Annotated in this window: 21 protein-coding genes and 1 pseudogene; 15 read left to right on the forward strand and 7 right to left on the reverse strand. The window is 58.0% G+C overall.

The genetic code is table 11. The annotated features are described in order from the left end of the window. Window positions 1-222 precede the first annotated feature (222 nt). The 3 genes from ACAM29_RS16480 (at window position 223) to ACAM29_RS16490 (ending at window position 4,501) form a co-directional block, all read left to right on the forward strand. Window positions 223-2,544, forward strand: a complete 2,322-nt coding sequence (locus ACAM29_RS16480; RefSeq protein WP_369624764.1) for a DUF1989 domain-containing protein — start codon at window positions 223-225, stop codon at window positions 2,542-2,544. Window positions 2,545-2,911: 367 nt separating this feature from the next. Further along, the gene (locus ACAM29_RS16485) at window positions 2,912-4,246 is read left to right on the forward strand and encodes an ammonium transporter (protein ID WP_091827243.1); all 1,335 of its coding nucleotides are present in this window, start codon (window positions 2,912-2,914) and stop codon (window positions 4,244-4,246) included. 87 nt (window positions 4,247-4,333) lie between these two features. Then, complete coding sequence (locus ACAM29_RS16490; RefSeq protein ID WP_175527669.1) at window positions 4,334-4,501, forward strand: hypothetical protein; 168 nt, start codon at window positions 4,334-4,336, stop codon at window positions 4,499-4,501. A gap of 35 nt (window positions 4,502-4,536) precedes the next feature. Here the strand turns inward: ACAM29_RS16490 and ACAM29_RS16495 are convergent, their stop codons facing one another. Then, window positions 4,537-5,481, reverse strand: a complete 945-nt coding sequence (locus tag ACAM29_RS16495) for a helix-turn-helix domain-containing protein (RefSeq protein ID WP_254775039.1) — start codon at window positions 5,479-5,481, stop codon at window positions 4,537-4,539. Between the two features lie 232 nt (window positions 5,482-5,713). On the opposite strand from ACAM29_RS16495, the pseudogene eat reads away from it, so the two are divergent. From eat to ACAM29_RS16530, 7 genes and pseudogenes are all read left to right on the forward strand, one after another. After that, window positions 5,714-7,175: pseudogene (gene eat / locus ACAM29_RS16500) on the forward strand (ethanolamine permease). 69 nt (window positions 7,176-7,244) lie between these two features. Beyond that, entirely contained in the window at window positions 7,245-8,231 is a 987-nt protein-coding gene (locus ACAM29_RS16505) for a phosphotransferase (protein ID WP_354408225.1), read from the forward strand. A 17-nt stretch (window positions 8,232-8,248) separates the two neighbouring features. After that, the gene (locus tag ACAM29_RS16510) at window positions 8,249-9,583 is read left to right on the forward strand and encodes an aspartate aminotransferase family protein (protein ID WP_369624765.1); all 1,335 of its coding nucleotides are present in this window, start codon (window positions 8,249-8,251) and stop codon (window positions 9,581-9,583) included. Window positions 9,584-9,588: 5 nt separating this feature from the next. After that, window positions 9,589-10,974 carry an ethanolamine ammonia-lyase subunit EutB gene (locus ACAM29_RS16515; RefSeq protein ID WP_369624766.1) on the forward strand — a complete coding sequence of 462 codons (1,386 nt, stop codon included), beginning with the start codon at window positions 9,589-9,591 and terminating at the stop codon, window positions 10,972-10,974. Between the two features lie 12 nt (window positions 10,975-10,986). Beyond that, a complete protein-coding gene (eutC, locus tag ACAM29_RS16520; protein ID WP_369624767.1) occupies window positions 10,987-11,802 on the forward strand; it encodes an ethanolamine ammonia-lyase subunit EutC in 816 nt (271 codons plus the stop codon). Window positions 11,803-11,907: 105 nt separating this feature from the next. Continuing rightward, window positions 11,908-12,282, forward strand: a complete 375-nt coding sequence (locus tag ACAM29_RS16525; protein WP_369624768.1) for a MerR family transcriptional regulator — start codon at window positions 11,908-11,910, stop codon at window positions 12,280-12,282. A 60-nt stretch (window positions 12,283-12,342) separates the two neighbouring features. Then, window positions 12,343-12,936 (forward strand): NAD(P)H-dependent oxidoreductase, encoded by a 594-nt coding sequence (locus tag ACAM29_RS16530; RefSeq protein WP_369624769.1) that lies wholly within the window; start codon window positions 12,343-12,345, stop codon window positions 12,934-12,936. A 15-nt stretch (window positions 12,937-12,951) separates the two neighbouring features. Here the strand turns inward: ACAM29_RS16530 and ACAM29_RS16535 are convergent, their stop codons facing one another. The 3 genes from ACAM29_RS16535 to ACAM29_RS16545 all read right to left on the reverse strand — a co-directional run bounded on the left by ACAM29_RS16535 (window position 12,952) and on the right by ACAM29_RS16545 (window position 15,313). Then, window positions 12,952-13,422, reverse strand: a complete 471-nt coding sequence (locus ACAM29_RS16535; RefSeq protein ID WP_369624770.1) for a DUF2269 family protein — start codon at window positions 13,420-13,422, stop codon at window positions 12,952-12,954. Continuing rightward, complete coding sequence (locus tag ACAM29_RS16540) at window positions 13,419-14,696, reverse strand: SDR family oxidoreductase (RefSeq protein WP_369624771.1); 1,278 nt, start codon at window positions 14,694-14,696, stop codon at window positions 13,419-13,421. Before ACAM29_RS16540 ends, ACAM29_RS16535 begins: the two co-directional genes overlap by 4 nt. A gap of 77 nt (window positions 14,697-14,773) precedes the next feature. Continuing rightward, window positions 14,774-15,313: a GbsR/MarR family transcriptional regulator gene (locus ACAM29_RS16545; RefSeq protein WP_369624772.1), complete on the reverse strand. Its 540-nt coding sequence runs from the start codon at window positions 15,311-15,313 to the stop codon at window positions 14,774-14,776. Window positions 15,314-15,487: 174 nt separating this feature from the next. Here ACAM29_RS16545 and ACAM29_RS16550 point away from each other — a divergent pair, with 174 nt between their 5' ends. The 4 genes from ACAM29_RS16550 to ACAM29_RS16565 all read left to right on the forward strand — a co-directional run bounded on the left by ACAM29_RS16550 (window position 15,488) and on the right by ACAM29_RS16565 (window position 18,569). Further along, window positions 15,488-16,474 carry an MDR family oxidoreductase gene (locus ACAM29_RS16550; RefSeq protein ID WP_091827174.1) on the forward strand — a complete coding sequence of 329 codons (987 nt, stop codon included), beginning with the start codon at window positions 15,488-15,490 and terminating at the stop codon, window positions 16,472-16,474. Window positions 16,475-16,513: 39 nt separating this feature from the next. Then, window positions 16,514-17,101, forward strand: a complete 588-nt coding sequence (locus tag ACAM29_RS16555; RefSeq protein WP_369624773.1) for a peroxidase-related enzyme — start codon at window positions 16,514-16,516, stop codon at window positions 17,099-17,101. A 231-nt stretch (window positions 17,102-17,332) separates the two neighbouring features. Then, the gene (locus ACAM29_RS16560) at window positions 17,333-18,103 is read left to right on the forward strand and encodes a hypothetical protein (RefSeq protein WP_369624774.1); all 771 of its coding nucleotides are present in this window, start codon (window positions 17,333-17,335) and stop codon (window positions 18,101-18,103) included. A 1-nt stretch (window position 18,104) separates the two neighbouring features. After that, window positions 18,105-18,569 carry a hypothetical protein gene (locus ACAM29_RS16565; RefSeq protein ID WP_369624775.1) on the forward strand — a complete coding sequence of 155 codons (465 nt, stop codon included), beginning with the start codon at window positions 18,105-18,107 and terminating at the stop codon, window positions 18,567-18,569. 4 nt (window positions 18,570-18,573) lie between these two features. Here ACAM29_RS16565 and ACAM29_RS16570 read toward each other — a convergent pair whose 3' ends face one another. Next, complete coding sequence (locus ACAM29_RS16570; RefSeq protein ID WP_369624776.1) at window positions 18,574-19,227, reverse strand: TetR/AcrR family transcriptional regulator; 654 nt, start codon at window positions 19,225-19,227, stop codon at window positions 18,574-18,576. A gap of 206 nt (window positions 19,228-19,433) precedes the next feature. On the opposite strand from ACAM29_RS16570, the gene ACAM29_RS16575 reads away from it, so the two are divergent. Then, the gene (locus tag ACAM29_RS16575) at window positions 19,434-20,684 is read left to right on the forward strand and encodes a DUF3422 domain-containing protein (RefSeq protein WP_091827245.1); all 1,251 of its coding nucleotides are present in this window, start codon (window positions 19,434-19,436) and stop codon (window positions 20,682-20,684) included. Window positions 20,685-20,761: 77 nt separating this feature from the next. On the opposite strand, the gene ACAM29_RS16580 is transcribed toward ACAM29_RS16575, so the two are convergent. Further along, window positions 20,762-22,444: a thiamine pyrophosphate-dependent enzyme gene (locus ACAM29_RS16580; protein ID WP_369624777.1), complete on the reverse strand. Its 1,683-nt coding sequence runs from the start codon at window positions 22,442-22,444 to the stop codon at window positions 20,762-20,764. A gap of 307 nt (window positions 22,445-22,751) precedes the next feature. Further along, window positions 22,752-24,248, reverse strand: a complete 1,497-nt coding sequence (locus ACAM29_RS16585) for a PLP-dependent aminotransferase family protein (RefSeq protein ID WP_369624778.1) — start codon at window positions 24,246-24,248, stop codon at window positions 22,752-22,754. Window positions 24,249-24,338: the final 90 nt, after the last annotated feature.

A 24,338-nucleotide genomic window follows, 5' to 3' on the forward strand; every position in this document is an offset into this window, starting at 1 on the left:
AAAATGCACGGATCATGCCAGCATATTCAGGTCTACCCCTACAGAGGTAGCTCCTTTGATGAATTGCCCGAAAATCACTACAGGTAAAGAATTTTTACCATGGTTGATGTGGCCGACGCCGTTGTTCTGGTGGGAAAAGAGCCACACAACAGGGCATGGCGCCGGCCTGTGCACCGAATGGTGGCGCAGGCCATGTGAATGTGAGTGGCCAGGGGTGAAGGTATGAACACGCAATTTCATGATCATTTGATCACGGGTGAGCCGCCGGCTACGAGCCGCAAACGCATTGTGGCGCAACAGGCAATGCGAGTGAAACTGTTGCCGGGCGAGCGGTTGCAGATTGACAGCCCGGACGAAGGGCAGTGCTGTGAGCTGTTCATGCTTGATGACGGCCCCGGCTCGGCGCGTGAGCGTCTGGAGTTGGGACAGGCCACTTCCGGTATGCCTGAGGTGCAGGCGCAGCTGCAACAGTCGCGCCCTTCGGGTGACAGGCTGAGGCAAAGATTGCTGGCATGGGGCGTTAAGGAATCCCATCTGCAACGCGGGCTTCATCTGGATGCCGAGCAGTTGCCGTGCATGATTGAAGCCACGGAGCGTACAGGGGCCATCCATCTGGTGCTGGCTGCGCCGGGGGCTGACATGATGCCGCAGGAGCAAACGACAGCGACAGAGTTGAATGTTGCCTTCTGGCGTTTGCCGGGCGAAATGACTGAGCTGCCCGATCCGCTGAGTGAGCCGGTGCAGGAGGTGCATGTCCCACACAGCAGCGCGCGTGTATACCGCGTCAAGGCGGGTGAGTGGATTCAGATTATTGATGTGGCGGGCAAGCAATGCTCCGACTTCATCGCCTTCGATGCCGAGGCGCTGGAAAGAGGCGAAGAGATTACGCTGGATGCGGTGGCGACACGGACCCTGGCGGGACACGCCTTGCCCCAGCCGGGGCTGTACTCACGATTTGCCGACAACCGCCTGCAGCCGATGCTGGAGCTGGTACAGGACACGGTCGGTCGTCACGACAGCTTCCTGCTGGCCTGCACGCCCAAGTATTACGAGGACAGTGGCTACTTCGGTCATGTCAGCTGTACGGACAATTTCAACCGTGCATTGAGGGAATATGGCGTGGCGCCCCGCGCTGGCTGGCCCGCCATTAATTTTTTCTTCAACACGCTGATCGAGCCCTGCGGCACGGTTGGCATGGATGAGCCCTGGTCGCGTCCCGGTGACTACGTCCTGCTGCGCGCGAATCGGGACTTGATATGCGCGTCTTCAGCCTGCCCTGATGACATTGATCCGGCCAATGGCTGGATACCCACCGATATCCATGTCCGCGTCTATGGCGCGGAAAACCAGTTCGAGCGCGCCATTGCCCATCGCGTGGTGCCTGAGGAGTTGCCGCGCATGACCAAACAGACCGCGTTTCACAGCCGTACTTCGAAACTGACCAAGCACTTTGATGAATACCGCGGCTATTGGGTGCCGACCGAATTTGAAGGTTGGGGCGCGCGTGCCGAATATCTGGCCTGTCGTGAGTCCGTCGCTGTCATGGATCTGTCGCCGTTGCGCAAGTTCGAAGTGGTTGGCCCCGATGCCGAAGCGCTGTTGCAGTATGCCCTGACCCGTAATGTGCGCCGGCTTGCGGTGGGTGAAATTGTCTACTCGGCCGCCTGTTTCGAGACCGGTGGCATGGTCGATGATGGCACATTGTTCCGCATGGGGGAGCAGGCCTTCCGCTGGGTATGTGGCGATCCCTGGTCTGGCACCTGGCTGCGAGAGTTGGCAGCACAGCGCGGTGATCGGGTCAGTATTCGTGAGTCGACTGACCAGCTGCACAACCTGGCTGTGCAGGGTCCCAACAGCCGAGCGCTGCTGTCGGAGCTGGTTTGGCAGCCGGAAAACCGGACACCGGTGAGCGAATTGAAGTGGTTCCACTTCACCATTGGCCGTTTGGGCGGGCCGGAAGGCATACCGCTGATGGTTTCGCGAACCGGCTACACCGGTGAGTTAGGGTTTGAAGTGTGGTGTCATCCTGATGACGGCGCAGCGGTATGGGATGCGATTTGGCAGGCTGGCCAGCCCCATGGTCTGGCGCCACTGGGGTTTGCCGCGTTGGACATGCTGCGAATCGAGGCGGGCTTGATCTTTGCGGAGCACGAATTCTGCAACCAGACCAACCCCTACGAGGCCGGCATCGGCTTCACCGTGCCGATGAAAACCAAGGAAGAAGATTTCAGCGGGCGAGCGGCGCTGCAGCGGCAGTCGCCTGAGAGCAGACAGAAGCTGGTGGGGCTGGTGCTGGATGGCAATGAGCCTGTTCACCACGGTGATCTAGTGTACGACGGGCGCATGCCGGTTGGTCAGATAACCAGCGCAACGGCCTCGCCCTTGCTGGGCAAAATGATTGCACTCTGCCGTGTTCAGCCCGCCTGGTCAGAACCGGGTACCCGACTGGAAGTGGGGCAGCTGGATGGACTGCAGAAGCGGTTGCCGGCTCAGGTTCAGGCACTGCCTTTCCATGATCCGGAGCGGATCAAAGTGAGAAGCTGATATCCCTGAAAATACCTTTCATGAAAGCGCCCTTTGTGGGCGCTTTTTTTGTGCTTGGCTATTAAATGAACAATACGGGTGCACGCAAGTGCGAAAAAGCCCTCGTATAAAGCACGGTAATTATCCACAGGGTGTTTTATCCGAGAAAATAATTTTTCAATCAAGAGTTAATTGTTTTTAAGCCTTTATAAAACAACATGTTATAAATATCATTTCTATATTTTATGGGTTGTGGATACTTTTGGCACATGGATTGCTTTTTCTTATCAGGAAACAAATATCACTGAAGAGTAAGGATGCTCCGGCTTATATGCTGCGGTGCAGCAAACAAAAAGCGGACCCTTTCCGCATAAACGAGGACAAGCCTATGACTGTGGAAACCGTGGAGTCGCTCAAGGCGACTTTCGAAATGCACCAAGCGATGAATGTGGAAGTGTTCTACTGGTGGTGTACTGCCATCATGTTCATGATCCATGCCGGATTCCTCGCCTATGAAATTGGCGCTTCCCGCGTCAAGAATGCCCTGACTTCAGGGATGAAAAACATTCTGACCCTTTCGGTCATCATTCCAACCTTCTACTTCTTCGGTTGGTGGATCTACAACGCCTTCCCGAACGGCCTGATTCCGATCGATGCTTCTGCGGCGCTGCCCTGGAGTTTGAGCATGGGGCCTGACGTTAAGGATATGGGTACCGGCATCTTCTTCGCCGCCTTCGCCCTGTTTGGTGCTACCACCGGCTCGATCCTGTCCGGTGCCGTGATCGAACGTATCCGTCTGAGCGCCTTCCTGATCCTGGCGGCCATTCTTGGTTCCGCTGTCTGGATTCTGGCTGGTGCCTGGGGTTGGCACCCGGATGGCTGGCTGCTGACCAAGCTGGGCTACCACGATGTGGGTGCGTCTGGTGTGGTACATGGGGTTGCCGGCTTCTTCGCGCTGGGTGTGCTGATGAACCTGGGTGCGCGCGTTGGCAAGTTCCAGAACGGTGTCGCGATGTATATCCCGCCACACAGCCTGCCGATGTCACTGATCGGCCTGATGATGATCATCGTCGGTTTCTTTGGCTTCCTGGGTGGCTGCATCATCTTTAATAGTGGTGATACCGGCTGGACCACGATCTATGGCAACCCGACCAACCTGTCCGCGTTCGGCTTCAACACCTTGATGGGCTTTGCCGGTGGTGTCATTGGTGCCTACCTGACATCGCGTGAGCCGTTCTGGACCATGTCCGGTGGCTTGGCAGGGATCATCACCGTTGCCGCGGGTCTGGATCTGTATTACCCGGGTCTGGCCTTTGTCATCGCTGCCAGTGGCGGTGCGTTGATGCCGCTGGTGGGTCGCATGGTAGAAAAAATGGGCGTAGACGATGCTGTGGGTGCGGTGGCAGTACACGGTTTCTGTGGCCTTTACGGTGTCGTGATGGTCGGTGTGTTTGCCTCTTCTTACCCGAATGTGGGTGACCTGCCTGATATTACTCTAACCGGGCAGCTGATTGGTGGCATCGTGATGGCACTGACCGGCTTCATTCCGGGCTGGGGCATCTCCTACGTGCTGAAGAAACTGAATGCCCTGCGTGTACCGCCTCAGGTCGAAGTGCTCGGTCTGGACCTGGTCGAAATCCCGGCCAAGCCCTACCCAGAGTCACTGCCGGCACAGGCGATCATCGAGAACACGCTGGAGCCGGGTCAGGAAAAACTGGTCTGAGCTTTCACTGAAATGGCGCTGTCTTGGCAGCGCCCCATGAACGAAAGATGAGTCAACAAGGGTGCGAATGGCACCGAGGAGCACATCATGTTTTCAAGTCCAATCACCAGCTGGGAAAACGTATCCGCCTACTTCACGTTCGCTGACAGCCCAACCGGCATTGCCATCAGTCTGGCTGCTGCCGTAGGGCTCTATCTGTTTCTGAACGCCAGCATCATGAAGCACGAGAAAGAGGCGTTCGACAAACACCTGTAAACCGTTAAGAGGGAGGCTTCGGCCTCCCTTGGCTTTCAGTGGGCGATACGTCTGAGGGTTTCTGAGGGGCGCTCGCCGAAAAGGCGTCTGTAGTCGGTAGCGAACTGGCTCAGATGGTAAAAGCCCTGACTGGCGGCTGCATCGGAGATTGAGGTGCCTTCGGCAGACAACAATTTGCGACGTACCCGGTTGAGGCGGGTCGCACGCAGGAACTGCACCGGGCTGATACCCAGAATGCTTTCAAAACTGTACTGCAAGGTACGCCGACTGACACAGGCCAGGTCACACAGAGCCGTCATGGTGACCGGCAAATCACCCTTTGCATCCACATATTCCCGTACTCGATCCACGACCGCCTTGCGATGCCGGTAACTGGGGATGACCCGCTCGTTAACTTCTGCCGTGTCCAGCAGGTTCAGCAGTTGCTGTATCAGCAGGTCCTTGTGGATTTCGGTATCCATGCCCTCGTCGGCTGCTGCCAGTATCCGTGTGACCAGCAGCGACAGCTCCTCGACCTGATGTCGGCTGCCGCGCAGACGCGGGTTGCCACCGGAGACACTGGACTGGGTAGCGATGCCCTGGCGCGCGGCCAGGCCGAACAGTTCTTCTTGCTGAACCACAATACTGAAGATGTTGCAGTCTGCCGGAGTCACCAGTTCGAAGGGGGTACTGCCGTGACGCCAGAGCAGATCTTCCTGCTCGACGGACTGGCCGTTGATGCGAAAGTGTTCACGATTGGTCGGAATGCCGAGCCAGAAGGCATCAGGCCAGACCATGCAGTGCTGATGTAATGCCTGATTGGTGTACTCGTTGATCAGCTGGATACCGTCAAACTGACACTCTTCGACACGGCCCTGAAAACGCCCGCTGCTGTACTGGTTATATTCCTGACTCCAGTCGGTCAGATGAAAGGCCTGCTCATTAATGTCATCTGAAACAGATATGCACCTCTGTGGTGCTTTTTGTTTATTTTGGTGCACCTTGGCCTCTTTATTATTTTTTCGATCCAGTATGGACGCCGTATTTTGATTCTGCCAAGTCCGCACCATCGTATTCACTCCTGCCCATGCACATTTGCCAATTTTTGATAACTGGCGCTTGCACGCTCTCGTTACGCTGAAAGTGCTAGCAATATCCATTCCCTTTCGTTGGGAGGCAGCGAAAGGGAATGGGCATCGACAATTTAAATAGTTATTGATCAGGGGAATGCTCATGGCTAATACAATCGATCAGGACTATCTGGCCAAGCGCCAGCTTAAGAAGGGGACTGCGGGCTGGGTCCTGCTGGCCGGTCTTGGGGTGTCCTACGTTATATCCGGCGACTTTGCCGGTTGGAACTTTGGCCTTGCTGAAGCGGGCTGGGGTGGATTTGCCATCGCGGCCGCACTGATGGCGACCATGTACTTTGCGCTGGTGCTCTCGCTGGCCGAGATGTCGGCGGCGATTCCGGCGGCTGGCGGCGGCTACAGTTTTGCCCGCCAGACCATGGGCACTACCGGGGGTTACCTCACGGGGCTGGCGGTATTGATTGAGTACGCACTGGCACCGGCGGCGATCGTGATCTTCATCGGCGCTGCCGTTGAGGAGTTGCTGGGGATCAACGGTCCCTGGGTTTACGCGCTGTTTTACGCCATTTTCATCGGCATCCATCTGGCCGGTGTAGGTGAGGCGCTGAAAACCATGATGGTAATCAGCGGATTGGCGGTGGTGGCTATTCTGGCCACGGCGATTGCCTTGATCGGTGATTTTGAGACGGCCAACCTGTTCAATATCGCGCCAACCGATGCGGCCGGTGCCAGTGAAATACTTCCGTTCGGCTGGTATGGCGTTTGGGCCGCACTGCCGTTTGCCATGTGGCTGTTCCTTGCTGTGGAAGGGGTGCCTCTGGCCAGCGGAAGAAGCGCGCGACCCTGCTAGTGACATGCCCAAGGGCATCATCGGCGCGATGATTGTATTGCTGTTCACCGCGGCGTTGGTCATGTTCCTGCTGGCGGGTGCCGCCGGCGCTGATGTGATCGGCAGCAGCAGTGTACCGCTGGTGGATGCGCTCAAGGCAACCGGCAGCAGTGGCCTGGCGACTGCGATCAACGTTTTGGGCCTGGCCGGTCTGATCGCCTCCTTCTTCTCAGTGATCTACGGTTACAGCCGTCTGGTGTTCGCCCTCTCTCGTGCCGGCTACCTGCCCAAGGCGCTTTCCCTGACCAGCAAGCGCAAGGCGCCGACCTGGGCGCTGGTTGTGCCGGGCATCTTCGGTTTTCTGGTCTCACTGACCGGCGAGGGTGACCTGATTCTGGGCATGGCAGTGGTGGGGGCGACCATTTCCTACGCACTGATGGCCCTGAGCCATATCCTGCTGCGTCTGCGCCGTCCCGAGCTGAAGCGCCCCTACAGGACCCCAGGCGGCATCTTCACCTCATCCATTGCGCTGGTGCTGTCGCTGGTGGCGATGACCGGTGTCTACGCCTTTGATCCGCGCGCTTTCAACTACACCCTGGTGCTGTTCGTCATCGGTGCCGTCTATTTCTTCGCCTACGGCCGACGTCATTTGGTCGCTAAATCCGCCGATGAGGAGCTGGCACTGATTCTCGATGCGGAACACGATCTTGATGAAATGGACGGTGTTCACCTGCCTGAAGCTGAATTGCCGCTGCAGGCTGATACTTCTCGCGCCTGAATATCTGGCCCGCACCTTTGGGTGCGGGTTTTCTGGCAGTAAATGTTTTTACAGGAAGGAGATAATCAGATGTATACCGATACTCTGGTGAATACTCTCAGGTTAGAACTGGGGCAGTGTCTTGAATATTGGCAGATGCCGGCTGACGCTCATATCGATTTACTGACGACGTCTGAGAATGCCACTTTTATTTCCCGTGATCGTCACACGGATCGAAAAATAATCATCCGCGTGCATCGGCCTGATTATCATGTACGTGAGGAAATTGAATCCGAACTGGCATGGATTAATGACCTGCGTGCCTCGGGGCGGATCCATACACCATCGCCGCTGGAGACCCAGAACGGCAGTCCGGTTATCAGCCTGAATGCCGAAGGGCGCGACTTTTTTGCCGTGGGCTTTGAGCATGTGAAGGGGGCCGAGCCCGATGTTGGGCAGAGCCTGCCCCACTGGTTCGAGAAGCTGGGGGCGATGACGGCCAGGCTACATCAGCACAGCCGAGACTGGCAGCCGCCGGATTGGTTCGTGCGCAAGCGCTGGAATCTGGACACCATGATTGCCCCTGACGGCCTGTGGGGCGACTGGCGTGATGCCCCGGGGCTGACGTCGGGTGATGAAGCTCTGATTAATCAAGCGATCGGGCACATTGAGCAGGCAATTATGGACTATGGGCAGAGCGCTGATCGCTATGGGCTGGTGCATGCGGATCTGCGTCTGGCCAACCTGCTGGTGGACGGAGACCGACTGTCGATCATTGACTTCGATGACAGCGGCTTCTGCTGGTATGCCTATGACTTTGCAGCCGCGATCAGCTTCTACGAGCTGGACCCGATCATCCCGCAGCTGCGCAAGGCCTGGGTACAGGGTTATCGCTCGGTCGCCGAATTTACCGCGGCGGATGAAGCGATGCTGGACACCTTCGTCATGATTCGGCGCATCATGCTCAGTGCCTGGCTGGCCTCGCATGCCGATAGCGAGGCGGCACAGGGCTTGATTGATGGTTACATTGAAGGGACGGCCCAGCTGGCCCGACAGTATCTACAGAATAATGGCTGAAGCGAGGAGACATTACCGTGAGCGATATCCGTGGAATTCTGGATCAGAATGCGTTCAGTTTCGACCGTCTTCAGCAGGCCGATGAGCGAATAGGGGTGCTGGTGCGCAAGCGTCTGGAAACCGTTGGCCCCACCTCCATGCTGTTCTACGAGGAACCCTTGCACATTGTTCGGGGCGAAGGGGTCTGGCTGTTTGACGATCAGGGGCAGCGCTATCTGGATGTGTACAACAATGTACCCTCTGTCGGGCATTGTCACCCAAGAGTGGTGCAGGCAGTGGCCGAGCAGATGGGCACGCTGAATGTACACACCCGTTATCTGCATGAAGGCATACACCGATATGCAGAGCGTCTGCTGGCCACGCTGCCACCGCCTTTGAACCGTTTGGTGATGATGTGTACCGGCAGTGAAAGCAACGATATGGCCCTGCGTCTGGCACGTCAGTGGACCGGGCATCAGGGCATCATCGTTACCGAGGCGGCCTACCACGGCAACACCTCAGCCGTGACCGAGGTGTCGCCCTCATCCTTCAAAAAAGGCTCGCTGCCCGAACATGTACATGTCATCCCGATGTCGCAGATGCCTGAGCAGGTTGATTCTTCCACCTGGTTTGCCGATCAGGTGCGCGCCGGTGTGGCGCGTCTGGATGTGCTGGGATACGGTTGTGCAGCGCTGCTGGTAGATTCGATTTTCTCCAGTGATGGTGTCTACGCCGACCCGGCGGGTTTCCTCAAGCCGGCAGTTGAATGGCTGCAGGCTCAGGGCGCGCTGTTGATTGCGGACGAAGTACAGCCCGGCTTCGGCCGCACCGGCGCAGGCATGTGGGGCTTTGCCCGTCACCAGGTGACACCTGACGTGGTCACCATGGGCAAACCGATGGGGAACGGCTTCCCGATGGCTGGGCTGGCAGCGCGGGAAGAGCTGTTGGCTGCCCTCAATGAGGATGTGGGCTACTTCAATACTTTCGGCGGCTCGACCGTTGCGGTGGCTGCCGGTATGGCGGTGCTGGATGTACTGGCAGAGGAAGCACTGATCGCCAATGCCCGTCAGCAGGGTGATTACCTGAAGCAGCAGCTTGAGGTGCTGCAGTCTACCTTTGAGGAGGTGGCTGCGGTGCGGGGTGCGGGTCTGTTCATCGGCCTTGACCTGTGCAACCCGGCCCGGGATGGTGCGCCGGATGCGGCCCGGACCACGGCGGTCATCAATGCCCTCAAGCGTAACGGTGTGTTGATCGGTGCCGCAGGCAAGACCGGCAGCACGCTGAAAATCCGTCCGCCGCTCTGTATTGCACGGGCTGAAGCGGACCTGTTTCTGGATCGGCTTGAACAGTCGATCAGGGCAACGGCTGGGTAAATAGCATGAACTATCACGTCGATATTGGCCAGACTCGATACTGTTTCCCGGACCTGAAAACCCTGATGGCAAAGGCGACGCCGCTGCGCTCCGGCGATTGCCTGGCGGGCATCGCGGCGGAGAACGCCACCGAGCGGGTGGCGGCGCAGCGCTGCCTGGCCGAGGTGCCGCTGAAACAGTTCCTGAACGAGGCGCTGATCCCCTATGAACAGGATGAAGTCACCCGGCTGATCCTCGATACGCATGATGCCGATGCCTTCACGCCGGTGGCGCATCTGACGGTGGGCGACTTCCGTGACTGGCTGTTGTCCGATCATGCCAGCCGCGAGAGCCTGAGCGCACTTGCGCCGGGGCTGACGCCGGAGATGGTGGCCGCCGTGTCCAAGATCATGCGAATACAGGACCTGATTCTGGTAGCGCAGAAAACCGAAGTGGTCACCCGCTTTCGCAACACCATCGGTCTGAGCGGCAGAATGTCCACGCGGCTGCAGCCCAACCACCCCACCGATGACCCGGCCGGCGTTGCCGCCAGCGTGCTGGATGGCCTGCTCTATGCCAATGGCGATGCGGTGATCGGCATCAACCCGGCCACCGACAACTACCATGCAGTGACCCGGCTGATGCACTTGCTCGACGACGTGATCCAGCGCTACGAAATTCCGACCCAGTCCTGCGTACTGACCCATGTCACCACCCACCTGGAGGCGATCAATCGGGGCGCGCCGGTGGATCTGGTGTTCCAGTCGATCGCCGGTACTCAGGCGGCCAACGACAGTTTCGGCATCAACCTGTCGATTCTGGACGAGGCGCACAAGGCGGCGCTGGAGCTGGGACGCGGCACGGTGGGCCAGAATGTCATGTATTTCGAGACCGGTCAGGGCAGCGCGCTGTCGGCCAACGCCCATCACGGCGTCGATCAGCAAACCTGCGAGACCCGCGCCTATGCCGTGGCGCGCCGTTTCGATCCGTTGCTGGTGAATACCGTGGTCGGCTTTATCGGCCCCGAGTACCTGTACGACGGCAAGCAGATCATCCGTGCCGGGCTGGAGGACCACTTCTGCGGCAAGCTGCTGGGCCTACCGATGGGCTGTGATATCTGCTACACCAACCACGCCGAAGCGGATCAGGATGACATGGACATGCTGCTGACCCAGCTGGGCGTGGCCGGTATCAACTTCATCATGGGCATACCCGGCTCTGACGACATCATGCTCAACTACCAGACCACCTCGTTTCACGACGCCCTCTACGTGCGTGAGGTACTGAACAAGCCGCCGGCACCTGAGTTTGCCGCCTGGCTGGAGAAGATGGGCATTTTCGGTAAGGACAATCGGCTGGCCAGCGGTTCGACGCTGCCGCCGCCCTTTGCCCATATTCAGGACCGGTTGTAAGGAGGCCTGATTGTGGAAAAGAATCCTGTGGATAAACATCAGATCGTAACGTCCAACAGCTGGGCCAGCCTGCGCCGCCATACCGATGCCCGCATCGGGCTGGGTCGCAGCGGCATCAGCCAGCCGACGGCGCCTCAGCTGGCGTTCCAGCAGGCCCATGCCCGCGCACGGGATGCCGTGCATATACCGCTGGATGTGAGGCAGCTTCAGTCTGACTTGACGGAGGCCGGGCTGCAGAGCCTGTTGCTGCACAGTCAGGCGGAGGATCGCGCAACCTACCTGCAACGGCCGGACAAGGGACGACGGCTGGATGCCGACTCGGCGGCCTTGCTGAAACAGCTGAGCGAACAGCAACCCGCCAGCGACGCGACCATCGTGATCGCCGATGGTCTTTCGTCTACGGCGGTACAGCGTCATGCGGCACGGGTCGCGGCCGAAGTGGATCAGCGCCTGGCGGCTGAAGGACTGACCCGATCACCGGTCTGCATCGTGCAGCAGGGCAGAGTCGCGGTGGGGGACGAAGTCGGTGAGTTGCTGGACAGTCGAGTAGTGATTCTGCTGGTGGGTGAGCGACCGGGGCTCAGCTCGCCGGACAGTCTGGGCATCTACTACACCTACAACCCGCGCGTCGGTTTGACCGATGCCGCACGCAACTGCATTTCCAATATCCGTCCGGCCGGTATCTCGCCGCAGGATGCGGCCGAACGCCTGCTTTGGCTGGTCAGGGAGTCCCTGCGGCGCAAACTCTCTGGTGTCGAGCTGAAAGACGAATCCGGTGACGCCGAGGCACTGGAAGGGGAAGGCCAGCGCAATTTCCTGCTGGAGTGATCAGATCTGCAACGCTCAGGGTATGATGGCGGTGGGTGAGTCACCTATTCGGGGGCTGATATCGGGTGCAGCGATCAAAGCAAAGTCGGGCCGGAGACGACAGGGATGTTTATTGGTGAAGTGGCAAAGCGCACAGGGCTGACGCTAAAGGCGATACGGTTGTATGAAGAGGCGGGTCTGATCAGACCAACACGCAGTAATGCAAACTACCGTCTGTACCGTGAGGCGGATGTGCAGCTGCTGAAGCTGATTATTGAAGCGCGGCAGATGGGAATGCGCGTGTCACAGATCAAGACGGCCATTCGTTACGTCCAGGGTGAGATCGACTGGGCGCATGTGAACGCCTATCTGACAGACTATCGGCAGGCGTTACTTCAGGAAATTGAACGTCTGAAGGCTAACGTGAAGCAGCTGGATGCGTGCATCGCGGAAATGAATAGTCCTGAGCCTGCTGATCAGCCCGCTGGTTGCAGAGCTTGACCCTCCCCCATGGGGCAGGGTTTAGGCTTGTCAGCTCTTCAATCCTTAGAGCTGATATCCATGAAATCCATTCTGCTAATTAACGGTAACCCCAAATCCGACAGCTTTTGTAACCATCTGGCCGATCAGTATGAAGCAGGTGCCAGGCCGCATGCCGAGGTCACCCGCTTCAATCTGTCAGAGCTTCGCTTTAATGCCAACCTGTCTTCTGGCTATGACCAGGAACACCCCCTTGAGCCGGACCTGCAACAGCTGCAAACCGCCCTCCTGAGTGCAGACCACATTGTCATGCTGGCGCCGATTTGGTGGGGCGGTTTGCCCGCTGCATGCAAGGGACTGCTGGATCGCACCTTCCTGCCGGGCGTCACCTTTAACTACGAAGAGGGTATGCCCGCGCCTCTGTTAGTTGGCAAGAGTGCCCGCATCATCCTGACCATGGACAACCTGCCCGATTTTCTGCAAGAGCAGGCCGCTCCTGTGCTTGAACAATTGGGACGCTACACCCTCCAGTTCTGTGGCGTAGCGCCCGTTGAGCACAGCCTGTTCGGTTCGCTTATCCTCTCCAGCGAAGCAGAGAGGGAGAGCTGGGCCGCGACAGTCAGAGAGTTGGGGCATCGTGAGTCCAGTGAAACGTTTGCGGTCGAGTGTGCCTGATCGCAGAACCTGTCATCAGAAATATGGCTTGAACACCATCAGTCCGACCACGGCGAGCATGGCGAAAAACGCCGGCACACCCAGCCAGAACCAGTAGAGGCTGTAGCGATGGTAGCTGTCCGGCAGCGGCGCATTATCGGCAGCAGCCTGCCGGGACAGCGCTTTCATCCTCAGCTGCAACCAGACCACAGGCAACCAGCACAGGCCTGCCAGCAGGTAGAGGGCGAAGGTAAGCATCACCCAGGGGGTGGTGATCGGCAGGCCTATGACCCACAACATCGCCACACCGGTCAGAGGCTGGATCAGAATGGTTGGGGTGGTGAACAGCCAGTCGGCCAGCACCACCAACCGATCGGTTTCGGCAATGGCGGCAACCTTTCCGCCGCGGTAACTCATGTACTTGTAAAAGGCGCTGCCCAGACCGGTGCCGAACAGCAAAAAGGCGCTGAGGATATGGGCTGATTTCAGGATTAAATAGATACTCATTGTGCGTCTCCTTCGCGAACGTACAGCATCAAGCTGGCGGCAATCAGTGGCAGGTTTTTACTGATTGGGCCGAAAGGGTGAAGCCAGAATTCGGGCAGGCAAAAGGTGAGGATCAGGCTATACCCGAGCACCATGGCGACTTGGGTCAGCAGCACGAGCCGAAGCCGATAATTCAGCAGCAGCGCCAATCCCAGCAGCGTATCCAGTAGCGCAGCAGCGTAGAGGGCGATGGGCAAGGCGACACCTGACAGGCCTACTGCAGCGAGCATCTGATAGCTCTCATCCACTGGGTACCAAAGGGCCGAGGTCATCCCGGTCCAGATCCACATGAAGGCCAGGCTCAAGCGCAGTAATGGCCAGAGGAAGAATAACCCGGCCTGCTGGCGCTCGGCACGACTGGCTGGCGTCTGTTCGATGCTGTGCTCGAATGGCTGAGGCGTAAATCCAAATACCTGCTTAAAGGGTTCGACCGGGGCCGTATTACCCCGTTGCAGCATCTGCAAGCTCTCTGTATCCACCGGCAGGCGGCTGAAGGGCGCACACACACGGGCACCTGACTGGGCGAGGATGAAGGGTACTCGTATCGATGGAGCGGTGACTTTACCCAGCCACTGGCGCCAGCCGTTGAGCCAGTCTTTGAAACTCAGGGCTGTGGGGCCGACACAATCGATCCGTTGCCGAGAAGGCGCCTGGTTAGTAAGGGCGGTCAGCACCGCTTTGACCAGATCATCGATATGAATTGGCTGCACTGGTTGTTGCCCGTCACCGATCAGAGGCGTGAGCGGCAGTGCGGCAAGGCCGGCAAACAGTTCACTGCTGGCAGAGCCGGGTCCGTACACCAGAGAAGGGCGTAGAATCAGCCAGTTCAGTGGTTGCTGGGCCAAAAAGTCATCGGCCGCCCGCTTGCTCAGATGGTAGGTGGTTTCGGCCTGCTCATCAGCTCCCAATGCCGAAATCTGAATGACCCGGGTGATGCCCTTTTGAGCACAGGCGCCGAACAAGGCCTTGGGGGCCTGCGTATGCAGGGCATTAAAACGCTGGCCCGAGCGCTCCCGAATAATGCCCACTGCATTAATGACAGCATCCAGGCCGCTCAGACGGGAAAGCCAGTCCTCGGGACTCAGGTCGTGTGAAAAATCACAGGGGAAAAAGTCCAAGCACGGCAGGTCAGGGTGCTGACGGGAGCAGGCGACCACTTCATGTCCCTCTGCCAACAATGCGCGGTGCAGGTGTTGGCCAATAAAGCCGGTGGCGCCGGTCAGCAGTACACGCATGAGGTACCTCCAGTGCAGATCCGTTGCGTAGTGGTTTTTGTTATTTCTGTCAAAACAGAAATAAACGGGTAAATTTTTTACTTGCCCATCAGGCTCTGCACACGGGCACCCAGTTTCATCAGCTTGATCAGCGTATTGCGGTCGACCGATTTCATCTGGCCATACCACTTGATCAGCTGCTCCAGAAACTCAAGGGTGTCATCGATACGAGCCTGTACCTCGGCGGGTGTTTCGCTGTCTTCCTTGCCTTCAACCGAGCAGCTGCGCAGGGTGGTCAGCGTCGGGTCCAGCTCGCGTTGCTTGCGGCCTTCCATGATGGTCATGAAGATATCCCACACATCCTGCTGAGAGGCGAAAAAGTCGCGTCGGTCGCCCAGCTTCTGAGAGGTATGAACCAGTCCCCAGGACTGCAGCTCTCGCAGGCTGGTACTCACATTCGAGCGTGCCACGCCCAGCGTTTCGGTAATGGTTTCAGCTGTCAGGGGTTCGCCAGCCAAATAGAGCAGCGCATGAATCTGTGCCACGGTACGGTTCACCCCCCAGCGAGAGCCCATCTCTCCCCAGTGAAGAATAAAGGTTTGCATGGTCGGACTGAGCTGCATGATGGTGCCTTTCATTTATTTCTGTCATTACAGAAATTAGTGCAAACATCCAAAATCGTCAACATCGGTTATGCACAATCGCATGAAAGTGTCCAAAATAGGTGGACAGCAAGACTGATTACTGGCATTAATTAGACAGTCGTCTAATTATGGCCGCCCGGCCGAAATGCTCAATCCGCAGGAGGATCTATGTTCAAAGCGATCGTACTCGACAAGGCAGAAGACCAGCAGACCGTTGCCTTCAAGGAACTGGATGATGCCCAGTTGCCCGAGGGTGACGTGACCGTGCGGGTGGCGTATTCCACCATGAACTACAAGGACGCGCTGGCGCTGACCGGCAGTGCGCCGATCGCCAAGTCCTACCCGATGGTGCCGGGCATTGACTTTGCCGGCGTGGTCGAATCGTCTGACAACCCGGATTTCAAGCCAGGTGATCATGTGGTCCTGAACGGCTGGGGCGTGGGCGAGAAGCACTGGGGCGGTTTGGCCGAGAAAGTCCGTGTGCCGGGCGACTGGCTGATCCCGCTGCAGGCGCCGTTTACTGAGCGTCAGGCGATGGGGCTGGGGACTGCCGGCTACACGGCGATGCTCTGTGTGCTGGCGCTGGAGAAACAGGGCGTGAAACCTGAAGATGGCCCGATCCTGGTCACCGGTGCCGCTGGCGGCGTCGGCAGTGTGGCCGTGGCGGTTCTGGCCAAGTTGGGTTACGACGTGGCGGCCATGACCGGTCGCCCGGAAGAAACTGACTTCCTCAAAATGCTGGGAGCATCCAGCATCGTAGACCGTGCCGAGTACAGCGAGAAAGGCCGTCCTCTGGCGAAAGAGCAGTGGGCCGGTGCCATCGACGTGGCCGGTGGCCAGGTGCTGGCCAACGTCTGTGCTGCGATGAAATACCGTGGTGTGGTGGCGGCCTGTGGACTGGCGGCCGGTATGGGCTTCCCGGCCACAGTGGCGCCGTTCATTCTGCGTGGCGTGACGCTGGTCGGTGTTGACAGCGTGATGGCTCCCAAGGCCGAACGTCTGGAAGCCTGGCAGCGTTTGGCACAGGACCTGGATATCAACAAGCTGGAAAACCTGATCACCGATGTGCCTTTCGAGCAGGTGATTGATCAGGCCGCGCTGATGATGAAAGGCCAGATCCGCGGCCGCATCGTGGTGCCGGTTGCCGGCGAGTAATGATCAGGGATGAGAGTCCCGACAATCAGGAGAGTCGTAATGAGTGAAGTGAAACAACAGGCCATCAGCCGTTTCCCGGTGCCGGAGCTGTCTGATATGCCGGAAGATATCCGTGAACGGATTCTGGCGGTGCAGGAAAAGGCCGGTTTTGTTCCTAACGTGTTTCTGGTGTTGGCACATCGGCCGGAGGAGTTTCGTGCCTTCTTTGCCTACCATGATGCCTTGATGGAAAAGCCGGGCAATCTGACGATTGCCGAGCGTGAAATGATCGTGGTGGCGACCAGCAACCTGAACCAGTGCCAGTACTGCGTGGTGGCCCACGGGGCCATCCTGCGGATACGGGCCAAGGACCCGCTGATTGCCGATCAGGTGGCGGTCAACTATCGCAAGGCTGATATCACCGAACGTCAGAAGGCGATGCTGGATTTCGCCGTCAAGGTGTCGATGCAGGCTTACGCGGTGGCTGAAGAGGACTTTGCGGCTCTCAAGGCGCAGGGTTTTGACGAGGACGATATCTGGGATATCGCGGCGATATCATCCTTCTTCGGCCTGTCGAACCGTATGGCCAACGTGACCAGCATGCGCCCGAATGCCGAGTTCTACAACCTCGGTCGCCAGCCGCGCTGAGTTGATTCACCAGGGGCAGGATGCGCCTGGTGATCTTCATTTTTGGTGGATATGTCAGTCGCTGCGAGCATTGCTGGATGAGTCCGGGGACAGATCGCGATCTATAAAGCCAGTCGCTTCAGTCATCGCCTGCTGACATTGAGGAGATCAATCAGGCCTGTGAATTGACAGGGCGATCCCGTGTTAAGATTCTCGGCCAGAATGTGACCATCAATGACTCAGGGAAGGGCTATGTCGCAACAGGCGGACTATCTCGCGTTAAGCAAGGGTGCTCGAATGCACCTGAAGCGAACGTCTGACAACCAGTTCTATTTCAGAACCTCAGGCCAAGTGAAGTGGATTATCTGGGGTGTTATTGCGCTGGTCTGTTTGCTGGGATCCTTGCTGATGTCGGTCGTGCTTGATGGTATCGAGCAGGTTCTCTACATCGGTACTTCCGTTTTTCTCATCTTCTTTACGGCTCTTGCGTTGGGTGTACGACGACACCTGGTGCTGGACGCTGCCGGTCGTGCGATACAACTTGAAAAGTCCTGGTGGGGGCTTGGCAGATCCGTGCAGTCGCAAGGGGCGCTGGCAAACCAGCGTGCGGTGGTCGCGCCCATAGCGGAACTCTCGGAAGGCTGCCTGCTTGAGATTGCCGGTCAAAAATACACCATTGGCAGCCTCGAAGAGACGCGTCAGCTGGCAAGATTCATTCACCAGTATTTCGCTGTACCCGCGTTTGATCGCGTGTCCCAGTGGCCAGAAGAAATTGAACTTCAAAGCCAACGGGAAACAGGCTCACTTAACGATGCAGACCCTGAAAAGGTCGCTCACGGCTCCAAATCTCCCTTGGCTGACAGCAGAGCTGAGTACGAATCCAGTGCCTCCATCACGGACGCCCAGATGAAATACGCTTCTGTTTGGGATCAGCGGATATTTCTCAAGCTGGCACTGCCTTTCCCGGTCTTTCTTGTGTTGGGTGTGATCTTGAGCCTGCTTGCGAACAAGGGAGGGGCCTAGGATGAGTGCCTGGACGTCGTCGTCACCTAATATCGGTAAGCTTGTTCTGACGCGTAAACTCCGGATTGTCGCGATTCCATTCATGCTGGCGGCACTGCTGATGGTGTATCTGGGCCTCTCCAGTGAGTTTCCGGTTATCCTGAGCTGGGCCCTGGTAGCGACTCTGGCCTTGCATGGCTTATGTGTGCGTCACTACCTGCTGATCGACAAGAACAAGGGGACGTTGACGCATCATCTCAGTAGCCTGTATCCCATTGCGCGGTCAGAGTTGCCGCTGGATCGGATTGCGGGTTTTTGCGTGACTAAAACCTTTCTCGAGCGACATGGTTTCAGCCTGGTTGTGATCATGGACGATGGACAACGGGTCATCCTGATGCGCAAAAGAGCGCGCAGCGAAATGGAAGAGCATGGCCAGTCTCTCGCAAAATTCTGTCAGCGGCCCTTCAAAGTGGAACTGAGTCAGTGACGGCTTAATCGGTATCAGGCTGCAGCAGCTGGAAAAAGCCGCTGGCAAAGCGCTGCAAGGGTTCGGGTGACGCCTCCAGCTTGGCTCTGAGTACTGCGCCTTCCCAACCGATCCAGAACCACTCGGCCAGCTGGTCGCAGTCCTGAGCGGTCGATAGCTCGCCACATGCCTGAGCCGCTCTCAGGCAGTCCGCTGTTCTCTGTTGCCAGTCCTCGAACACCGCTTTCAGTTGTCCCCGGAAGGACTCCGGCAGCAGGCTCATTTCCTGGCCCAGGTTGCCGATCAGGCAGCCGCGTCGGAACTGGTGGCGTGTCATGCCCTCGCTGGCATCCTGCACGAAGTTGCGGATGCGTTGCAGCGGTGCAAAGGCGTCATCCAGCAGAAAGCGGTCCAGCTTGCGGGCAAAATATTGACCGTAGGCGCCGATCAGCTCCTGGCCGAACTCTTCCTTACTCTTGAAGTAGTGGTAGAAGGACCCCTTGGGGACATCGACAGAACGCAGGATCTCGTCGATACCGACGGAGCTGTAGCCCTTCTCGGTCAGCATGGCAAGCCCCGACTGAACCAGTGCCTGGCGCACTTCGGAGTAGGGGCGGGCGCTGTTCTTGGGTGGCCGGCCGCGGCGGCGTGCCGGGCGTTCGGGTGTTGTCAAATTCATGTGGGCTCGTTCTGTAACGGATGCACGAATTATCGGAATAATTAGACCAAGTGTCTAGTTTTGGCTGGAGGGACCCGTGTATAACCTGGTGCTCAGTCTTGCAGGGTGTGCGTTTCATCCAAAGACATCCGTGCATAACTCCTTAATCCGTGTCTGGTATGCTGCCTGTTAACACTTTCACCCTGCTGTCCGGGAGCTTCGCCAGTATGCACGACCATTCACTGCGTGACCAAATCGTTGCTGAAGTCCATGCGCGCCCGTTTCATAAACTCAGCGGCCCACTGGCGCTGTGTCACCAGGCAATTCTGTACGAGGGTGTGGCAGAGGAAGCGGTGAACCGCAGTGTGCGACAGCTGGCCAGCCTGAAAGGCCTGCCGCTGCCGCAGAATAGCGAAGGCTTTTTCTTCACGCGGAATGACCGCTGGGCGTTGCGTTTTGAACCGCATGGCGAATTTTACAGTCTGACCCTCTATGCGCTGGCAACCACAGAACCTCCCGCCTTCACCGATGAAGAACGCGAACAGCTGCCGGGAGCCTATCTCTGTGGCGTGGAGGTGATCTGCCAACCCGATGTGGGAACTGATCCGGAGCCGTTGCTGGAGCAGCACTTCAACGATCACCAGGTGTCCGGTTCCTCGGTGATGGGGGCGGCGGGACAGGTGTTCACTGACTTCCGTGAACGTTCTGACAGTCGCATGAGTCGTGTGCTGGTGCTGCAGCAGCCGAAGATGATCGACTACCGCTGTGGGCGGCTGTTGCAGCGTATTTGTGAAATCGACACCTACCGGCATATGGCATTGCTGGGACTGCCCTTGAGCAATGAGGTGATGCCCGAGGTGACCGCGCTGGATCAGGCACTGGCGGAAACCGTGGCCTCGATTGCCGAAGCACGCCGTGAACCGGCAGAGCTGATACACCAGCTGATGCAGCAGGCGGCGCGGGTGGAGGATCTGTCCGCCCGCAGTGCCAACCGTCTGGCGGCTTCAGAAGCCTATTTTGCCCTGATGTACAGTCGCATCGAAGAGCTGCGCGAGGAACGGCTGGAGGGGATTCAGACCATCGAGCAGTTCATGGATCGGCGGCTGGACCCGGCCCGGCGTACCTGCAAGGCGACCGGTGAACGTATTGAACGGCTGTCGAAGCGAATCGCCCGTTCCACCGACCTGGTCCGCTCTCAGGTGGATCTCTCCATCGAGGGGCAGAACAAGGACCTGCTGGAAGGGCTGAACAAGCGTGCCCGTCGTCAGATCCGCATGCAGGCCAAACTGGAAAGCTTCACCGTGATCGTGGTGACCTACTACGCCTTCGACCTGATCGACCGTACGCTGAGAAACATCCTGGGTGATACCGAACTGGAACGCCAGCTGTCGCTGGGGCTGAGCCTGCTGGTGCCGTTGTTGGCAGTGGGACTGTTCTGGTATTTGCGCCGATTGCTTAAGGGCTATGACGACGAATAGCGCAGGTCTCAGTCTACCTGTTGCAGTGTGATCGAGGCATGGCACGCCCTGCCGGTACGGGACAGGGCGCCCGCGTATCACTCCACAGCCAGGCGTCCCTGCGGATGAATAAACGGCCAGGGTGAACTCTCAAGGCCGCGTTCGGACTGGATCTCGATCAGGCAGGGCTGGTTCAGTTCGATGCACTTTTCCAGCACGAGCTTGAGCGCCTGAGGGCTGTCGACACGGTAGCCACGCACCCCGAAACTATCCGCCAACTTGACGAAGTCCGGTGTCTTTAACTCGGAGCCGCTGAAGCGGCTGCCAAACCCCATTTGCTGATCGCGGCGCACATTGCCGTAGGAGCGATTGTTAACCACGATGCTGACCAGTCCGATATTGAACTCGGCGGCGGTCATCAGTTCCTGCACGCCGAACATGAAACCGCCATCACCGCTGACGGAGACCACGGCCTTGTCCGGGTTGGCCACTTTCACCCCCAGCGCGGTAGGGAAGCCGTAGCCCAAGGTCCCTTGATAGCCGCCTTCAACGTAGGTGCGTGGCTTGAGTACCGGCAAGCCGCCGACCCAGCTGGTGAAGCCCATCTGTGACAGTTCAGGCACGTAAAAACCGTCGCGTGGCAGCACCTGCCGGATCACATCGAGATAAGCCATCTGCGGTTGTACGCCTTGCAGCGCGTCCCGGGCCATCACCTTGGCCCGGGCAATCTCGTCCAGACGATTTTCATCGGGTGACACCTTATCCAGCAACAGATCATGCAGAATTCGGCACGCCTGTGCCGAGTCTCCCACAATCCCGACGTCTGGCTCGAAGATACTCATTTGCTCAGGATCGATATCGATACGGATCAGCTTGGGGCCACTGCTCGGCTTGCGCTCGTACGTCATGTAGTTACCCCAGCGCAGGTAGGGCATCTCCAGACGGGAGCCGATGCCGATCAGCAGGTCGCAGTCATCCCAGAGCTGGCGTGCGGCCACTGCTGACAGGCCCAGAGGATGGTCTTCAGCGACTACGCCGCGACCACTGCGAAAAGCCGTGACCGGTGCATTGAGCAGTTCGGCCAAGGCGGTTACTTCCTCGGAGGCATGCAGCGCACCGGCACCACACATGATCATCGGCCTGCGGGCACCGGCAATCATCTCGGTGGCGGATTTGAGGGCATCCGGATTGATCTCGGGCAGCGCGTCGTCGACTGGGGCCAGTGTCAGCGATTCAAATTCGGACTCGGTGGCCATGGTATCCCAACACATCTCAACGGTAACCGGTCCCGGCCGGCCGCTGCGAGCGGTCTGGTAGGCCTGATTCATTACCGCAGCCGTGTCTTTCGCTTGTTGGATGCTGAAGGCGTCTTTGATGATCGATTTCAGCGTGCCGGCCTGATCCTTGAGTTCATGCAAGTGGCCTCGGCCCCGACCCAGGAAAGACGATGGCACCTGACCGGTCAAACCCACCACCGGGCTGCAGTTGCCCATGGCGGTGCACAGAGCGGCAGTGGTGTTGAGAATACCGGGGCCGGGCACCACGGCGAAGGTGCCGGTTTTGCCGGTGGATTTGGCATAGCCCATGGCCATGTAGGCGGCGCTCTGTTCGTGGCGTGGCACGATCAAATTCAGCCCCTGTTTGTGGATACCGTCAAACAGCGGGTAGATCTGGGCACCGGGTATACCGAATAGGGTGTCGACGCCATTGGCCATGGCGGATTCGATCATGGCTTCGCCGGCGGTCATGGTTCGCCGGGTGTTCTTGATTGCAGCGTTCATAAGGCAGACAACTCATGTCAGGTGAAAAATGAAACCTTGGGTGAGTGATCTGGCCAGCCACACAGGGGCCAAGAGCAGCCGGCATATGATGCCGAGCCAATGGCTTAGCCGAAAAAAGTGGAGATGTGAGCAAGCGTGGCCAGATCAGATCTGTCCATTGACGCGGGGAGGGGGGATGGCGATACCACGGATACTGCGCGACCAGTGTTGGCCGATCGAGAGTCGCCATTGATGTTTATGCATTGAACCGTTGAGCATGCCTTGCAGCCATGGTTACTTTCCACCCACCTTAGCCAGTTTGGGCGTATTAATCCAGTACTGCGCTCAGTCGGGTAGCCAGAGTGTGCAACAGAGTTCGCATGTTGTCTTCATCAGGGCGGGTGTAGCCTAGAATAAAGCCTGCCGTTGGTATCAATGCGTCATCCGGTTGCTGAAGCAGCTGTTCTTCCCAGGCTGCATAGTATGTGGAAAGGGGCTCCAGTTTGATGCCATCCTGTCGGAGTTGTGTGGCCAACTGCTGATCGAGGGGGCCATCGCCCAGCAGTGCATGTAATCGGGTTGTTGTCTCTGAGGTGAAGCGAATAATCAAATGCATGCCACCCTGCGGTACCTGCCATTCAAACCAGCAAGAGAGGTACTGTTCCAACAGAGTCAGCAGGTGATCTCGTTTGTGTCGATAATGACGACGCATGCGATTGATATGACGGCCAAACTCACCGCTGTTCATGAACTCGGCCACAACCGGCTGTGTCGGCAATGCAGCAGCCCCGCCAAGTTGTATGCGGCTCTGCCTTAATGCAGGCACATGAGTACGAGGGGCAACTATGAATCCCAGCCTGAGTCCTCGAAACAGCACTTTGGACAGGCTGCCGACAAAAAACACACGCTCCGAGCGGTCAGCCTGCATAAGCGGTACGCCGGTGCGGCCTTGAAAGCAAAAATCATTGTCATAGTCATCTTCGACCACCCAGATAGACTGCTCTTGTAAACGTTGCAGCCACTGCTGGCGCCGCTGCGATCCAAGAGCAATGCCCGAAGGGTACTGACGGTTGGGGGTCAGTACCACTATGGGTGGTGCCGCCTGAGCATCAAGCGATGGCAGCATGCAGCCTTCAGCGTCCTGCGGTAACAAGAAACGAGCCTGATCGTTGGTCGCCCAGTTTGCCAGCAGGCGGCGGATGGGGGGGTAGGATGGGTTTTCGGTCAGCCATTGGCTGGCAGGGCTGATCAATCTGAAGGCATGACGCAGTAATGTCAGTGAATCACGGTTGCCGGCTGTTATCAGAACCTGCTCGGGGCTGCATTGCAGCCCGCGTAGCTGATACAGGTAATCGGCAATCGCCTGTTGCAGCCCGGGATATCCAAAGGGGTAAGCATCCTCGAGTATACGAGGGTCGGGCTTGCGCCAACTGGCACGCAGGCTTTTTTGCCAACTTTTGTGGGGAAACACACTTGGGTCAGCACCGGAATCGAATGCCAGCAACAGTTCTGACGGCTGAGTTACTACAGATCGCGGTAACGCAATGGCGGTTTGTGGCTGGTCTGCCACGAACACACCACTTTTGGGGCGACTGATCAGTATGCCCTCGGCAATCAACCGTTCGTAGGTGCTGACCAGGGTGCTGCGGGAAACACCCAACATGTGTGCCATGGCACGACTGCCAGGCAACCGGTCACCTGGCTGCAGAAGACCCTGGTTGATGGCCTGTTGAATTTGCTCCATCAACTGCCGGTAGAACGGTCCCTCGCCTGGCTCCAGCGAGAATGGGATATGGCCGCTGCGAGTATTGCCCGAAGTGCTCATCTGGTATGTATAAATAATCAAGAACTGGATATTTTTAAGAATACCTGATGCCGCTAGAGTGTGTCTTCAAACCATTTTTGGCAGGTCTTC

It is taken from the genome of Marinobacterium sp. BA1, from assembly GCF_041155135.1.
In the GTDB taxonomy this organism is placed as follows: Bacteria; Pseudomonadota; Gammaproteobacteria; order Pseudomonadales; family Balneatricaceae; genus Marinobacterium; species Marinobacterium iners.